At 68.6% G+C, this 14,585-nt stretch carries 15 protein-coding genes; 6 read left to right on the top strand and 9 right to left on the bottom strand.

The window, feature by feature from the left end; translation table 11 throughout:
* Positions 1 to 740: DUF2793 domain-containing protein (locus BJP32_RS16270; protein ID WP_143255497.1), on the bottom strand; the 740-nt coding region annotated here is incomplete at its 3' end.
* A gap of 225 nt (positions 741 to 965) precedes the next feature.
* Between BJP32_RS16270 and BJP32_RS16265 the strand changes: the two genes are divergently transcribed.
* Entirely contained in the window at positions 966 to 1,913 is a 948-nt protein-coding gene (locus BJP32_RS16265; RefSeq protein WP_046651946.1) for an endonuclease/exonuclease/phosphatase family protein, read from the top strand.
* Here the strand turns inward: BJP32_RS16265 and BJP32_RS16260 are convergent.
* The 6 genes from BJP32_RS16260 to BJP32_RS17865 all read right to left on the bottom strand — a co-directional run bounded on the left by BJP32_RS16260 (position 1,894) and on the right by BJP32_RS17865 (position 6,786).
* Positions 1,894 to 3,102: a CCA tRNA nucleotidyltransferase gene (locus BJP32_RS16260; protein ID WP_046651947.1), complete on the bottom strand. Its 1,209-nt coding sequence runs from the start codon at positions 3,100 to 3,102 to the stop codon at positions 1,894 to 1,896. The two genes, BJP32_RS16265 and BJP32_RS16260, sit on opposite strands and share 20 nt — an antisense overlap.
* Positions 3,099 to 3,695, bottom strand: coding sequence for a CoA pyrophosphatase (locus BJP32_RS16255; protein ID WP_255370629.1), 597 nt, complete (start codon positions 3,693 to 3,695; stop codon positions 3,099 to 3,101). The genes BJP32_RS16260 and BJP32_RS16255 overlap by 4 nt, the downstream gene beginning before the upstream one ends.
* A gap of 74 nt (positions 3,696 to 3,769) precedes the next feature.
* On the bottom strand, positions 3,770 to 4,330 hold the full coding sequence (locus tag BJP32_RS16250) for a DUF1285 domain-containing protein (protein WP_046651950.1): 561 nt from the start codon (positions 4,328 to 4,330) through the stop codon (positions 3,770 to 3,772).
* 48 nt (positions 4,331 to 4,378) lie between these two features.
* On the bottom strand, positions 4,379 to 4,891 hold the full coding sequence (locus tag BJP32_RS16245) for a GNAT family N-acetyltransferase (RefSeq protein WP_052747953.1): 513 nt from the start codon (positions 4,889 to 4,891) through the stop codon (positions 4,379 to 4,381).
* 51 nt (positions 4,892 to 4,942) lie between these two features.
* Complete coding sequence (locus BJP32_RS16240; RefSeq protein ID WP_046651952.1) at positions 4,943 to 5,716, bottom strand: enoyl-CoA hydratase; 774 nt, start codon at positions 5,714 to 5,716, stop codon at positions 4,943 to 4,945.
* Positions 5,713 to 6,786, bottom strand: coding sequence for an MBL fold metallo-hydrolase (locus BJP32_RS17865; protein WP_046651954.1), 1,074 nt, complete (start codon positions 6,784 to 6,786; stop codon positions 5,713 to 5,715). The genes BJP32_RS16240 and BJP32_RS17865 overlap by 4 nt, the downstream gene beginning before the upstream one ends.
* Before the next feature lie 586 nt (positions 6,787 to 7,372).
* Between BJP32_RS17865 and BJP32_RS16230 the strand changes: the two genes are divergently transcribed.
* From BJP32_RS16230 to BJP32_RS16215, 4 genes are all read left to right on the top strand, one after another.
* Complete coding sequence (locus BJP32_RS16230; protein ID WP_233126872.1) at positions 7,373 to 7,936, top strand: hypothetical protein; 564 nt, start codon at positions 7,373 to 7,375, stop codon at positions 7,934 to 7,936.
* A gap of 107 nt (positions 7,937 to 8,043) precedes the next feature.
* Positions 8,044 to 8,829: an exodeoxyribonuclease III gene (gene xth, locus BJP32_RS16225; RefSeq protein ID WP_046651956.1), complete on the top strand. Its 786-nt coding sequence runs from the start codon at positions 8,044 to 8,046 to the stop codon at positions 8,827 to 8,829.
* A 3-nt stretch (positions 8,830 to 8,832) separates the two neighbouring features.
* A complete protein-coding gene (locus tag BJP32_RS16220; RefSeq protein ID WP_003165546.1) occupies positions 8,833 to 9,375 on the top strand; it encodes a hypothetical protein in 543 nt (180 codons plus the stop codon).
* A gap of 75 nt (positions 9,376 to 9,450) precedes the next feature.
* Positions 9,451 to 10,371: a cobalamin biosynthesis protein CbiG gene (locus tag BJP32_RS16215; RefSeq protein WP_076224834.1), complete on the top strand. Its 921-nt coding sequence runs from the start codon at positions 9,451 to 9,453 to the stop codon at positions 10,369 to 10,371.
* Positions 10,372 to 10,553: 182 nt separating this feature from the next.
* Here BJP32_RS16215 and recN read toward each other — a convergent pair whose 3' ends face one another.
* Entirely contained in the window at positions 10,554 to 12,251 is a 1,698-nt protein-coding gene (gene recN / locus BJP32_RS16210) for a DNA repair protein RecN (RefSeq protein ID WP_046651958.1), read from the bottom strand.
* Between the two features lie 94 nt (positions 12,252 to 12,345).
* On the bottom strand, positions 12,346 to 13,209 hold the full coding sequence (locus BJP32_RS16205) for an outer membrane protein assembly factor BamD (RefSeq protein ID WP_003165550.1): 864 nt from the start codon (positions 13,207 to 13,209) through the stop codon (positions 12,346 to 12,348).
* A gap of 211 nt (positions 13,210 to 13,420) precedes the next feature.
* Between BJP32_RS16205 and BJP32_RS16200 the strand changes: the two genes are divergently transcribed.
* On the top strand, positions 13,421 to 14,356 hold the full coding sequence (locus BJP32_RS16200) for a ribose-phosphate pyrophosphokinase (RefSeq protein WP_003165551.1): 936 nt from the start codon (positions 13,421 to 13,423) through the stop codon (positions 14,354 to 14,356).
* Positions 14,357 to 14,585: the final 229 nt, after the last annotated feature.

The following is a 14,585-nucleotide window of genomic DNA, read 5'->3' as shown; positions in this document are numbered from 1 at the left end:
CACGACGGCGGCGTCCAGCTTCCAGAGGCCGCCAGCACCGTCGTCTCGCGCCGCGTCGCGCCCTGGCCGAACCAGGCGCGGCCCGTGCTGCGGTCGACCCTCAGCGCCTCATGCCAGGCCCCGCCGTCGGGACTGACCTTCAGCCGCAGGTCGTCGTCGCCGACCAGACCCAGCTCGGCCCGCCCGCCCCAGCCGCTCTGGAACAGCAGGGACAGGACGTCGCCCGCCGCCTGTTTGTTGAAGGTGAAACGCAGATCGCCGTCGCCGCCGCTCTCGCTCTCCAGCGCGGTCCACAGCGCCTTATTGGCCCGCACGGCGACGACGTTCGTCGCGTCCGCCGTGGCGTTCACGCCCAGACGGGTGATCTGCTGGATCTCCTCCGGCAGGCCGAAGGACAGGGGCGTCCAGACGCCTTCGCGGCGGACCAGCATCTCCTCGCTATCCAGCACCACGGCCAGCAGGCCGTCCGGCGCCGGAACCGGCAGCCAGCCGCCCCGCTCATGTCGCAGCAGGCTGCCCGCCGGATGCATCGCCCAGTCCGCGCCCGTCGCCGCCTCCGGCAGGATATAGAGCGCGCCCTCGGCCGGGTCGGCAGGCTGTACTGTCGTGGCGCGACTGACCACCGCCGTCTGGATCAGGGCGTCCAGACGGGTCAAGGCCTCGTTCAGGGTCACGTGTTTCTGCAGCTGTCCGGCCGCCAGATAAGGCAGGCCCAGCCGCGCGCTGGCGTCATCGCTCATGGCGGTCTCCAAAGGTTGAGACCGCAGTCTGCTCAGGCGCCGGGCCCCGGCGCGCCGATCCGCTCCAACCTGCGCCAAAGCCGGGAATTTTCAGGGATTGGCGGCGTCGAACGCGCTATCGACACGCGCCGCGCCAGCGCATTCGGCCGCATGAGGCCACGCTCGACAGGCCCGGCGCCGGCGCGCTAACCGACGCTTCCGCCCATTTTCATCAAAGGTCGCAGCATGACCCTGACCCAGGCCCTGATGCGGCTGGCCGCCCTGACCCTGCTGGCGCCCTCCGGCCTCGTCGCCGTCTCGGCCCTCAGCCGCATCGGCCACCGCCTGCCCGACCTGCTGACCCAGTTCACCGCGCCCGCCCTGGTCGCGACCGTCGTGCTGTGCGGCCTCTTCCTGCTGCTTCGTCTGTGGGACATGGCGGCGCTGGGCGCGGGCGTGTCGGGGCTGCTGCTTCTGGCCGTCTGGCCCCAGTGGACGCCTGAAAAAGGCCGCGCCGCCGGACCGGAAACCCTGACCGTCTATTCCGCAAACCTGTGGGCCCGAAATCAGGATGTGGCGGCCATCGCCCGCTCCATCGAACAGGCCGACGCCGATGTGGTCATGCTGATCGAGTTGGGCGACGCCCCGGCTGCGCAACTGGACACGATCCTGCGCGCCTACCCGCACCGGGTCAGCACGCCGCGCAAGGACCGGCCCAGCGGCGCCGCCCGTTCGGTGATCGCCTCGCGCCTGCCTCTCCATCGAGTGCGCGACGCCGACGGTCAGGGCCTGGCCGCCCTGGTCGCCCAGGCCGAGACGTCGCTGGGGCCGGTCAGCCTGATCGCCGTCCACATGACGCGGCCCTGGCCCTTCCAGCACCCCTACGGCCAGATCAGCCAGGCGCAGCGCCTGGCCGGACTGCGCGCCGGGCTGGAGGGTCCGGTCGTCGTGGCGGGCGATTTCAACAGCGTCTCCAGCGGCCGCATCGGCCGTCAGATCAAGGCCGAGACGGGCCTGATCCCCGCCCCCGCGCGGCCCGGCACCTGGCCCTCGGCCCTGCCCGCCTTCCTCGGCATCACCATCGACCACGTCTGGCGCTCGCCCGATCTGGCGCTGGTCGAGCGACGGCTGGGTCAGAAGACGGGATCGGACCACCGCCCGGTGATCGTGCGCCTCAGCCGGGCCGAGCCATAAGGGCCTTCAGCCGCGCCTCGTGTCCGTGGTCGGGGAAGTCGTCGGCGATCCAGCCGTCTTCAAAGGCCTTGAGCAGCCGCCCCGTCTCCGGCCCCGGCTGTAAGCCCAGCCGCGCCAGATCCTTGCCTCCGACCGGCAGTTTCGGCGGCGTCCAACCCGCCGCCAGCGCCAGCAGACGCTGCACCACCCCGGCGTCCGCGCCCGACGCCCAGGCGCGATAAAGCCGATCCTCAACCGCCTGACGCCCGGCGCGCCAGATAGCGGCGCGCGTCTCGGCCTCGCTCATCGCCGGGTCGATCCGTTCGGCGACGGCCTCGACCAGTCGGTCCCGCTGGGCGTTCGAAAGCCGAAGCTTCAGCGCCGCTGCGCGCACGGCCTCCGCTTCATCCGGCAACAACGCCGACAGGCGCAGCACCGGGTCCGCGCTGATCCCGACCACCGCCTCGAACAGCGTCAGACTTTCCGGCTGCGGCGCCACCCGCCCCAGCACGCCCGCCTGATCCATCAATCGCACCGCCGCGCGCGGATCCGGCGCGGCCAGCAGTTTGAGCAGTTCCTTCGACACCCGCTCGGCCGATAATTGCTCCACGCCCTCGGCCAGAGCCGCGCAGGCCGACACCGCCGCCGCATCCGGCGCGCCGCGTCCATACCAGGCGAAGAAACGATAGAAACGCAGGATGCGCAGATAGTCCTCGCGGATGCGCTGTTCCGGCTCGCCGACGAAGACGATCCGTCCGGCCAGGGCGTCCTCATACCCCGCGCCCGTCGGGTCTAGGATCAGCCCGTCCGCATCGGCATAGAGCGCGTTCAGACGGAAATCCCGCCGCGCCGCATCCTCGGCCCAGTCGTCGGTGAAGGCGACCGTGGCGCGCCGCCCGTCGGTCGACACATCCCGGCGCAGGGTGGTGATCTCGAACGGCTGGCGTTCCGATATCGCCGTCACCGTGCCGTGCTCCATGCCGGTCGGCACGCTCTTCAGGCCCGCCGCCTTCAGCGCCTTCACCACCGCCTCGGGCGTCAGGACAGTGGCGATATCCACGTCGTCGATCGGCGCGCCCAGCACGGCGTTGCGCACGCAGCCGCCGACGAAGCGGGCGCAATCCGCCCCGCCCGCCGCCGCCAGCGCCGCCATCACCGCGCGGGTGGCGTCGGCCGTCAACCAGTCCTGCCCCTCCAGGACGCGGCTCATCCCACGCGCTCGCTGGCGTCAGCCTCGGCGGCCTGCTGCGGCGCAGCCTCTTCGCCGTACAGCCGGTTGAACAGCCCCTTCAGAATGCCGGCCGTCGCGCCCCAGATGTAGCGCTCGCGATAGGGCATGGCCCAGAACCAGCGGCGCGGCCCGTTCTCCTGATCATAATAGTCCCGGCGATGGTTCACCGGGTCCATCAGGAAGTCCCACGGCGCCTCGAACACCTCAGCCACCTCGGCGGGCGAGGCGGTGACGACCGGCGGCGCCGTCAGCCAGCCCACCACCGGCGTCACCAAAAAGCCGGTGCCCGTCTCATAAGGGTCGCCCAGCCCCAGCGGCTCGACCACTGCGGGGTCCAGCGCGATCTCCTCCCACGCCTCGCGCAGGGCGGCGTCCAGCGCCGTCTCGCCGGGATCAAGCCGCCCGCCCGCAAAGGCGATCTGCCCCGTATGGCTGGCCAGACTATCGGATCGGCGGGTCAAAAGGACGCTGGGCCCATCCTCACGCGCGATAATGGGGATTAGCACCGCCGCGGGTCTCAACTTGGCCTTCGGGCGGCTGTAGTCGGGGTTCAGGTCATAGTCGGACCGCACCGCCACACGCTCCGGCGACCATGCGGACACAGGGTCCAGCCTCTGTTGAAGCCGCGTCTTCAAGCCGGAACAGGTCAAAGCCCCGCTCCTTCCGGCCCCAGCGGATACATCACGCCGCCCGAACGCACGGCCAGCCGCCCGTCCGCCTCCTGCGCCCGCTCGACCATCTCATAGAAGACCGGCCGCGCGATCCGCGCCCACAGATCACCCCGCACATGGACGCGCGGCGCAGGCTCGCCGGTCGCCGGGTCCGTCTCGACGACGATGGCGTGGTCAGGACCGGCGGCGGCCTCGTCGCCTTGATCCGTGATGAAGACCAGAGCGTCGTCCTCCACACGCACCGCCACGGCGCGGAACGGCAGATCCTCGACCGTGATCTTCAGCTTCTCGACCGGCGTGACCAGATGATAGCCGTCCGGGTCTTTCCTCAGCACCGACGAGAACAGCCGCACCAGCTCCGCCCGCCCGATGGGCGAGCCTTCATGCATCCACACCCCGTCGGCGCGGATCAGGATGTCGATCTCGCCGCAATGTTCGGGGCGCCACAGATGCACGGGCGGCAGCCCCCTGCCCGGCGCCTGTCGCGCAGCCTCGGCCACGCCTGTCAGACCCGAGGATGTCGGTGGGTTCGTCATATCCGAACTATGGGATGCGTCGCCTCGCAAAGGAAGGCTGCGCCCGGTTCAGGCGTCGGGACGAACCGCTCCGACCGGCGCCGCTGCGGTGAAGGGCAGCCACATCACCCGCCGCTGATCCACCGGCCCCGGCAGCACGGCGTCCGGCGCAGGCACGAACCCGAAACGCGAGAAATAGGGCGGATCGCCGACCAGCAGGACGCCGTCCAGCCCCAGGGCCTTCGCCTCCTCGATGCAGGCGCGCACCAGTTCGCCGCCCAGTCCGGTGCTGCGGCTGGCCCTGTCCACGGCGATCGGGCCCAGAAAGACCGACCGCGCCTCGCCCGTCAGGATCGACCACAGCCGCACCGACCCGATCAGACGCTCGCCTTCATACAGGCAGAACCCAGCCGCCAGCGGCGACCGCTCGCGCAGACGCTCGGCCGTCTTGGCGAAGCGACCGGGGCCGAAGGCGGCGATGACCAGGGCGTCGATCGCGGCGGCGTCCTCGAGCGTTTCACGCACGATTCCGCGTACGAAATGCGGGTCGTTTTCAGGGGCGGAGGCAGGCGCGGCGTTCATGCGCGGCCCGTAGTCCCCCTCGCCCCTCGAATCAATCGCGATTTCGCGACATCAGCCCAGTTTGGAAAAGTCCGGCGCCCGCTTCTGGCTGAAGGCCATGAAAGCCTCCATCGCCTCAGGGCTGCGCATCTGCGCGCCGAAGGCCTGGGCTTCCAACTGCATCACGGCCCACAGTGCCTCGGCGTCGCGCATCAGGGCCTTGGTCTTGCGGATGGCGTTGGGCGCGCGCGCCGCCAGCTTGGCCGCCAGATCCACCGCCGTCGCCTCGACCTGATCGGCCGGAACCGCGCGGTTGGCCAGGCCCCAGGCCAGGGCCGTCCTGCCGTCGATCGCCTCGCCCAGGGCGAACAGCTCAAACGCCCGCTGATGGCCGAGAACGCGCGGCAGCAGCAGCGACGACGCCGCCTCCGGCGCCAGCGCCAGATTGACGAAGGGCACGGACAGCAGGGCGTCCTCGGCCACCACCACCATGTCGCAGTGCAGCAGCAGCGTCAGCCCGATGCCCACCGCCCGGCCGCGCACCGCCGCGACGGCGGGCTTGTCCAGGTCCGCCAGCGCCTTCAGAAAGCGGAACACCCCCATCTCGACCAGGTCGCCGGGCGTCTGTCCCAGGGCGATGAAGTCGGCGATGTCATTGCCCGCCGAGAAGGAATCCCCCTCGCTGCGGAACAGGATGACCCGCACGGCGTCGTCGGCCTTCGCCCGCTCCGTCGCGTCGGCCAGGGCCGCATACATGGCCTGGGTGATCGCGTTCTTCTTGTCCGCGCGGTCGAAGACGACCGTCAGGACGCCGCCTTCCAGATGAGTCCGGATATGTTCGCTCATTGGCCTGTCTCCAAAAGGCTCCACCAGTCGACGCCGCCTTCGTCCCGCACGCGGCGGCCCCGTCCCTGGCGTTCAAGATAGTTGAGGTGCGCCAGCGCCTCGCCGGTCGCCATGCCCAGCACGGCGTCGCCGACCGGCCGCGCGAACAGGGCGCCGAACACGTCCACGGCGCGGCACGGCGTGCGCAGCGTCTTCTCCAGCCGTTTCAGCGCCACCTCATGCCCGCGCATCAGCGCCTCCAGCCGCAAGGTCACGCCGTAGAACGGCTCCCCGTGCGACGGCAGCACCAGCAAATCGCCCGGCAGCCGTTCCTTCAGCGCCGCCAGCGACCGCAGCCAGTCGCCCAGCGGATTGGCCTGCGGCTCCGTCGGCCAGATCGAGATGTTAGAGGAAATGCGCGGCAAGATCTGATCGCCCGCGATGAAGACGCCGTCCTTCTCGCGCCACAGACAGACGTGTTCGGGGCTGTGCCCCTCGCCGACCACCACGCGCCAGTCATCGCCGCCGACGCTCAGGACATCGCCGTCCTGCACCCGACGATAGTCGCGCGGAAAATCCTGAACCATGCGGCCGAAGCCGCCGTAGCCGTCGCGCCAGCGCGCCAGCTGCTCATCCGACCAGCCCGCCGCACGATAGAAGGCCTCGGCCGCCGCCGGCGGCCCCAGAGCGTCGTCGCCGATCAACATCCGCGCCGTCACATACTCCGTCCGCGACATCAGCAGCGGCGCGCCGAACCGTTCGCACAACCAGCCCGCCAGGCCGATGTGATCCGGATGCATATGGGTGCAGATGACGCGCGTGACCGGCCGACCGCCGAAGGCCCCTGCCAGAGCCTGGTCCCACCCCGCCCGTGAAACCTTCGTCGCTAGCCCGGCGTCGATAACCGTCCAGCCCCCGTCATCCTCAATGGCGTAGAGATTGATATGATCAAGGGCCATCGGCAGCGGCAGACGCAGCCACAGCACGCCGGGCGCAACCGAAACCGCCTCACCCGTCACGGGAACCACCGCAAAGGGGTAGGTCAGTCCGCGCTTTATGTCAGGGTCAGCCGCTGGAACGCCATCCGCCAAGTCAGTCTCCTTTGAATACTGTACTGCGTATGCCCAAAAGTACGACATGCCAACCGACTTTCGCCGACGATCGCAGACTTGACCGCACGCAGCTCTCCGCCCAAGGCTTATCGCTTCAAAATTCCGGCAGCCTCGGAGTCTCAAAATGTTCAAATCTCGCCTAGCTCTCGCCGCCGCGGGCGCGATGGTTCTCGTCATGGCAGCGTCGGAAACATCGCTTGCACAGTCCTCGCTCAGTCAATCCAGCAATCCTGAGCACGGCGGACGCGCGGCCCCGGGCAGCTCGGTCGATCCCAATCCTGTGGCGGGCACGCGCGATACCAGTGCAAGCCGCGTCCGTGGAAACCGTCGCGCCCAGGTCGACGCCCGCGCACGCGCGCAAGCTGAAGCCGCAGCGGTAGATCCCGCTACAATCAAGGCTGAAGCGGAAACGCTGTTTGCAGCCACAGGCACGCAATGCCAAATCACAGAGGCCAAGTTGCTTGGCCAAACGTCTGACAAGACAAAGATTTACGAGGCGGCCTGCGCTAGCGGACCTGGCTATATCATTCTTGCTTCCACGCCGCCTCAGGCAATGGACTGCTTGGTGTTGGCGTCATCAGCCGAACAAACGCGAGCGCGCGATCCCAACGCCGATGTCGGCACCCAGTGCTCCTTGCCGGCCAATGACAACGCCATGGCCGTCTTCACCGCCTTCGCCAAGGAAGCCGGCCTGCCCTGCACCGTCGACCAGGGCAGCATCATCGGCGCCAAGCCGGGCGGCGCCGTCGTCTATGAAATCGGCTGCGTCGGCGTGGACGGCGCCCAGATCAACAAGGGCGCCAACGGCTGGGAAGTCGCGGACTGCCTGGAACTGGCCTCGGCCGGCTCAACTTGCCGCTTCACCACTCCGCAGGAACAGGCCGCCACCGTAAAGGCCCTGCTCGCTGGTTCGGACGCCGCCTCGTGCGACGTGTCGCAAGCCCGCTACATGGGCCGCAACGCCAACGGCGCCTTCTATGAAGCCGCCTGCAGCGGCGCCGAGGGCGTCATTGCGCGCCTGAACGCCGAAAACGTCGTGCAACAGATATACCCCTGCGCCACCGCCCAGCAGATCGGCGGCGGCTGCAAGCTGACGACCACGGCTCCGGCCACCGCGCCGAACAGCTGATCCTCAGTTCAGGCTGAAAATCAGACGCCGCCGGAGCGATCCGGCGGCGTCTTTGTTTTGCCCGCCCCTCTTCCCGAACGCAGCGGCTCACCTTAGCCTTGCGTCCCATGCGCATCGCCACCTGGAACGTGAACTCGGTCAACGCCCGCCTGCCCACGGTGCTGGAATGGATTCAGGCCGCCAATCCCGACGTCGCCTGCTTCCAGGAGATCAAGTGCGTGGACGAGAAGTTCCCGCGCGAGGCCTTCGAAGACCTGGGCTACAACGTCGAGACGCACGGCCAGAAGAGCTACAACGGCGTCGCCCTGCTGTCGAAATACCCGCTGTCGGACGTGCGGCGCGGCCTGCCCGGCGACGATACGGACGAACAGGCCCGCTATCTGGAGGCCCTGATCGAGGCGCCCCGCCCGATCCGGGTCGCCTCCATCTACCTGCCCAACGGCAATCCGCTCGGCACGGAAAAGTTCGCCTATAAGCTGGCCTGGTTCCAACGGCTTCAGAACCACGCCCGCGAACTTCTGGCTCTGGAAGAGCCGCTGGCCCTGTGCGGCGACTACAACGTCATCCCCGAGGCTGAGGACGCCAAGAACCCCGCCGCCTGGGCCGAAGACGCCCTGTTCCAGCCTGAAAGCCGCGAGGCCTTCCGCGCGCTGAAATGGCTGGGCCTAGCCGATTCCCACGAACTGGGCCGCGAGCCCGCCGGAACCTTCACCTTCTGGGACTATCAGGCGGGCGCCTGGCAGAGGAACCACGGCATCCGCATCGACTTCGCCCTGCTGTCGCCCCACGCCGCCGATCGCTTCCGCGCCATCGAGACGCACCGCGAGGCCCGCGACATGGAAAAGCCGAGCGATCACGTTCCCGTCGTGGTCGATCTGGACCTGGAGGCCTGATCCATGGGCGAGACGTTCAGGGCCATTCTGCTGATCGCCCTGATCGCCGCCTTCCTGACCACCGGCGTCTTGCTGTTTTCCTGGTGGATGGAGTCCGAGCGGCGACTGCGGCGGGCGATGAAGAAGGCGCTGGGCGCCCCGGCCGACACCCTGGCCCTGTCCGCCCATGAAGGCCGCGCCGCCGGACTGGACCTTGAAGGCGGCCAGTTGGCGGTCCTGTGGAATCGCGGCGCGATGGGCCTCGTCTACGCCTTCGAGGAAGTGCTGGGGGCCGAGATCATCGTCGACGGCCACGTCGTCGCCCGCGTCCTACGCGGCCAGCACCGCAAGGAGATCGACCTCGACGCGCCCGACGCCGAACTGGTCGTGCTGCGCTTGATATTCAGCGATCCGCACAACGCCGAGTTCGAGCTGGCCCTGTGGAGCGGCTCGCGCACCGCCCCCGCCTCCGAGGCCGAGACCGCCACCGGAACCCGCTCTCCCGGCGAGGGCCTGCGACTGGGGCGCCGCTGGTTGTCGCACGTCGAAGCCTTGATGCAACGCTGATCGCCCTTCACGGCTTGAGTCAGGGCGGCTAGAAGCCCCCGTTCCTGTTCTTCGCTTCTTTCTTCAGGAGCCCCCGTGGCCCGCCTTTTCGACGCCTACATCATCGCCAACTGGACCGCCGCCGAGGGCAAGAAGCTGGGCGAGCAGACCCTGTGGGTCGGCGTCGCCAAGCGCGACGTGCGCTTCCGCCTGTACGCCGAGACGCACAACGTCGCCACGCGCGCCGAGGGCGAGAAGCTGATCGCCGACCTGCTGACCGAGCACCGCAAGCGCGGCGACCGCGTGCTGGTGGGCTTCGACTTCGATTTCGGCTTCCCGACCGGAACGGCTGCGCGGCTGAAGCTGGACGGCCGCCCGTGGGACGCCATGGGCAAGTTCCTGGCCGCCAACATCGTCGACAAAGCCGACAATACGAACAACCGCTATCAGGTCGCGGCCAAGATGAACCGCCTGATGACGGACGAGCCCTGGCCCTTCTGGGGCGCGCCCGCCAGCCAGGCTCAACGCTGGCTGACCACGACCAAGCCGCCCGAAGGCGCCGGCGCCGACATTCCCGAGTTCCGCGCCACCGAACTGGCCGCGCGCAAGGACAAGCTGCCCCCCAAGAGCGTCTGGCAGATGCACGGCGCGGGCGCGATCGGCGGCCTGACCCTGGTCGGCGTGCCCATGCTGCGCCGCCTGCTGGATGCGCTAGGCGCCTCGGCCGCCGTCTGGCCCTTCGGCACCGGCTGGCGCGAACTGACCGAGGCCGACATCGAGCCCCTGTCGGCCGTCGTCGTCGAAGTCTGGCCCCTGATGTTCGAGGCCAAGCGCGGCGTGAACGCCGAAGGCGTCAAGGAATACAAGACCCAGGCCCAGGTCCGCGCCGCCGCCGAAGCCTTCGCCCGCATGGACGACGCCGGCGACCTGCAGAAAGCCTTCGCCCCGCCCGCCAGCGCAGACGAAGCCCTGATCGCCCAGGTCGAGGGTGAAGAAGGCTGGATCCTAGGTGTCTAAATCTTCCTTCTCCCCTTGAGGGAGAGGTGGGCGCCGGAGGCGCTCGGATGAGGGGTGTCAGCGCATCGGTTGTGAACGCCGTACTGACGCCCGCTCATCGAATTCCGAGAAAATGGGAGTCGACACCCCTCATCCGTCAGGCTCCGCCTGCCACCTTCTCCCACAAGGGGAGAAGGAAGAGGTTAGCCGATCAGCACCCGCGCCGCCGCGCGCGCTTCATCGGTGATCTCGGCGCCCGACAGCATCCGCGCGATCTCTTCCTGACGCGGACCTGTCTCCAGCACGTCGATGGAGGTGCGGGTGTGGCCTTCGACATCGGCCTTGCGGACCTTCCAGTGAGCGTGGCCGCGCGCGGCGACCTGCGGGCTGTGGGTCACGACCAGCACCTGCGCCCCGCGCGACAGGCGTTGCAGGCGCCCGCCGACGGCCTCGGCCACGGCGCCGCCGACGCCCTGATCCACCTCGTCGAAGATCATGACCGGCTGGCGCTGGTCCTCACGGCTGGCCAGCGCCGCCTTCATCGCCAGCGCGAAACGCGCCAGCTCCCCGCCCGACGCCACCGTGTCCAGCGGCCCGAAGGCGGTTCCGGCGTTGGTCGCCACCTCGAACCGCACCGTCTCGACGCCCAGCGGACCGCGACGCCCTTCGACCGGCTCCAGCGTCACGCGGAAGCGGGCGCGCTCCAGCTTCAACGGGCCAAGTTCGTCCATGACGGCGGCGACCAGCCGGTCCCCCGCCGCCTCGCGCGCCGAGGTCAGCAGCATGGCCGCCACGTCATAGGCCTCGATCGCCACGGCGACGTCACGGCGGGCCTTGGTCAGCGCCTCTTCACCGTCCTCGATCAGGCGAAGTTGCTCGCGCAGGCGCAGTCGTAGCCCCGGCAACGCCTCGACTGTCGTGTTCAGCTTGCGAGCGGCGGCGCGCAGGGCGAACAGCCGCTCCTCCGCCTTGTCCAGACGGCCCGGCTCGAAGTCGAAGGCGTCGGCCGCTGCGTCGACACAGGCCACCGCCTCGGTCGCTTCGACCAGGGCGCGGTCCACCGCCTCGGCGGCCGAGGCCAGTTTGACGATGATGGGATTATCGCCCTCTGCGCCCGCCTGCACCGCCCGCTGGCGCGCGTGCTCCACCGCGCGCAGGGCCGAGGCCAGACGCTGGCTCAGCTTGTCGCCGCCCAGCAGATTGCGCGCATCGGCCAGATCGGCCACCGCCTTCTCCGCCGCGCCCAGGATGGCGCGTTCGCCCGCAAGCTCCGTCTCTTCGTCCGGCTTGGGATCAAGGGCGTCGAGATCGGCCAGATTCTGCGCGATTTCCTCGGCCTTGGCCGCAGCCTCGGCGGCCGAGGCTTCCAGATCATCCAGATGGGCCTGCGCCGCCTTCAGACGCTCGGCCGCTCCCGCTACGCCCGCCAGTTGCGGTTGCAGCCCGCCGTAGTTGTCCAGCAGCGCCCGGTGCGTCTTCCAGTCCAGCAGGCCGACGGTTTCATGCTGGCCGTGCACCTCGACCAGCAGGGCGCCGATCTCGCGCAGCGCCGTCACCCCGGCGGGCTGATCGTTGACATAGGCGCGGCTGCGGCCGTCAGCCGACACGACGCGGCGCAGGATCAGCTCTTCGCCCGGCGCGACCTCGAAGCCGCGTTCGGACAACAGGGCGATCAGGGCTTCATCATCAGGCGCGGTGAAGACGGCCGTAGCCGAGGCCTGCTTGGCGCCGTTCCGCACCAGTCCGGCGTCGGAGCGCGCGCCCAGCGCCAGGCCCAGCGCGTCGAGGATGATGGACTTGCCCGCCCCCGTCTCGCCGGTCAGCACGGTCAGACCGTCCTCGACCTCCAGGTCAAGGGCGTCGACGAGGACGACGTCACGGATCGAGAGGGTGGTCAGCATGGGCGATCTGATTCGATGTTTCGCCGCATCCTAGCCGGAAACAGAACAGGAACGCAGCGCCTTAATCACGCCGCGTCACTGCCCTGCGACCGGATCAGGCGCCGCCGGGGATCAGGCGTTGCAGCCAGGATTCGCGCTTGCCTTCAGGCTGAACCGTCGGGTTCTCGCCACGCTCGCGCAGCAGGGCGAAGGCCTCGGCGTACCAGGGGCTGCCCGGATAGTTGTGGCCCAGGACGGCGGCGTTACGCGTCGCCTCCTCGGTCAGGCCCAGGCTCAGATTGACCTCGACTAGACGATACAGGGCCTCAGGCGTGTGCGAGGTGCGCTGGAAGTCGGGGTTGTTGATGACGGCCTTGTAGCGGTTCAACGCGCCCAGCGGCTGGTTGGCGCGCTGGTAATAACGGCCAACGGTCATTTCCTTGCCGGCCAGCTGGTCGTTGACCATGTCGATCTTGACCCGCGCATCGGTGGCGTAGGACGAACCGGGATAGCGACGCACCACGTCGCGCAGACCCGCCAGGGCGGCCTCGGCGTAGCCCTGGTCCCGACCCACGTCGACGATCTGCTCGAAGTTGCAGACAGCCTTCATGTAGAAGGCGTAGCTGGCCGACGGATTGCCGGGGAACAGGGCGATGAAGCGGTCAGCCGCCGCGATCGCGTCCTGATAGTTGTTGTTCTGATAATAGGCGTAGACCTGCATCAGGATCGCCCGACGCGCCCATTCCGAATAGGGGTGCTGACGCTCCACTTCCTGGAAGTAGTCGACGGCGTCCATCCAGCGCTTGGACTGCAGGCGCTGATAGCCGGTGTTGTAGAGGGCCTCGACCGGACGCTCCTCATAGGCCAGCTTCTGGCGCGGCTTGTTGCCGGCGCAGGCGGAAAGCGACAGGGCCGCGACGGCGACCGTCAACAGGGTCAGGCCGGTACGAGACTTCGAAGCGAGCAAGGGCGACCTCATCAAGATGCCTTCGGGACGCGGACACGCGACACGCGCCCTCGTTAGCAGGATGCGTCCTCTATAACAGCGCCCGCGCCCAAGCCAATCGGCTGAAATCGAAGATCCGACCGGAACACGGCTGGACGCCGCACCGTTCGCCGCCTAGAGAGCGCGTCCAGAAACGCATCCGCGACTATTGGCGGAGCGATGACGGCGAAAGGATGACCGGTCAATGAAGCTGCTCGCAGGCAATTCGAACCGGAGCTTGGCCCAGGCCATCGCTGCCCACCTGGACATGCCGCTGACCAAGGCCCAGGTGAAGCGTTTCGCGGACAATGAGGTGTTCGCCGTCGTCGAGGAGAACGTGCGCGGCGAGGATGTCTTCATCATCCAGTCGACCTCGTATCCGGCCAACGACAATCTGATGGAGCTGTTGATCATGACCGACGCGCTGGTGCGCGCCTCGGCCAAGCGGATCACGGCCGTCATGCCCTACTTCGGCTACGCCCGTCAGGACCGTAAGACCGGCGGCCGCACGCCGATCTCGGCCAAGCTGGTCGCCAATCTGATCACCCGCGCCGGCGCCGACCGCGTCCTGACCATGGACCTGCACGCCGGCCAGATTCAGGGCTTCTTCGACATCCCGACCGATAATCTGGTGGCGACGCCCGTCCTGGCCCAGGACATCAAGGACAACTATCCGAAGGGCGATGATCTGATGATCGTCTCGCCCGACGTCGGGGGCGTGGTGCGCGCGCGCTCGCTGGCCAGCCGCCTGAACGCCGACCTCGCCATCGTCGACAAGCGCCGTCCCAAGGCGGGCGAGAGCGAAGTCATGAACATCATCGGCGACGTCGAAGGCCGCCGCTGCATCCTGTTCGACGACATCGTCGATTCGGGCGGCACCCTGGTGAACGCCGCCAAGGCGCTGATCGACCGCGGCGCGACCGAGGTCTCGGCCTACATCAGCCACGGCGTCCTGTCGGGGCCGGCGGTCGACCGCGTCGCCAACGGCCCTCTGAAGGAGCTGGTGATCACCGACTCCATCGAACAACCTGACGAAGTTTTGAACTGCTCGAAGATCCGTCGCGTGCCCGTGGCTCCGCTGATGGGCGAGGCGATTCGGCGCATCGCCAACGAAGAGTCGGTCTCAAAGCTGTTCGATTAAGGTTCGGCTAACCATTCCCTCCGCGATATAAGGGCTTGTAGTTCGGTAGGCGCCTCGCGCCTCCGACGCCCGTCCAAGTGCGTATCGCTTAAAAGCAAGGGAAGATCGCCGATGCCCCAGGCCTTCTTGCGTCGCGGCCTCTCCGTCGCCGCTGTCGCCGCCGCCGCCGTCCTGGCCAGCTGTTCGACGCCTGAGCCGGAAGCGCCGCCCCCTGCGCCGCCCCCGCCGC

Source organism: Brevundimonas sp. ZS04, assembly GCF_001956865.1.
GTDB classification, from domain to species: Bacteria; Pseudomonadota; Alphaproteobacteria; order Caulobacterales; family Caulobacteraceae; genus Brevundimonas; species Brevundimonas diminuta.
The sequence above is the reverse complement of the archived record's forward strand: the minus strand, read 5'-3'. Positions and strand labels throughout refer to the sequence as shown.

Excerpts from the sequence above, each read along its gene's own strand:
- BJP32_RS16265 (WP_046651946.1), top strand. The coding sequence starts at position 966 with ATGACCCTGACCCAGGCCCTGATGCGGCTGGCCGCCCTGACCCTGCTG.
- BJP32_RS16260 (WP_046651947.1), bottom strand. The coding sequence starts at position 3,102 with ATGAGCCGCGTCCTGGAGGGGCAGGACTGGTTGACGGCCGACGCCACC.
- BJP32_RS16250 (WP_046651950.1), bottom strand. The coding sequence starts at position 4,330 with ATGACGAACCCACCGACATCCTCGGGTCTGACAGGCGTGGCCGAGGCT.
- BJP32_RS16245 (WP_052747953.1), bottom strand. The coding sequence starts at position 4,891 with ATGAACGCCGCGCCTGCCTCCGCCCCTGAAAACGACCCGCATTTCGTA.
- BJP32_RS16240 (WP_046651952.1), bottom strand. The coding sequence starts at position 5,716 with ATGAGCGAACATATCCGGACTCATCTGGAAGGCGGCGTCCTGACGGTC.
- xth (WP_046651956.1), top strand. The coding sequence starts at position 8,044 with ATGCGCATCGCCACCTGGAACGTGAACTCGGTCAACGCCCGCCTGCCC.
- BJP32_RS16220 (WP_003165546.1), top strand. The coding sequence starts at position 8,833 with ATGGGCGAGACGTTCAGGGCCATTCTGCTGATCGCCCTGATCGCCGCC.
- recN (WP_046651958.1), bottom strand. The coding sequence starts at position 12,251 with ATGCTGACCACCCTCTCGATCCGTGACGTCGTCCTCGTCGACGCCCTT.
- BJP32_RS16205 (WP_003165550.1), bottom strand. The coding sequence starts at position 13,209 with ATGAGGTCGCCCTTGCTCGCTTCGAAGTCTCGTACCGGCCTGACCCTG.
- BJP32_RS16200 (WP_003165551.1), top strand. The coding sequence starts at position 13,421 with ATGAAGCTGCTCGCAGGCAATTCGAACCGGAGCTTGGCCCAGGCCATC.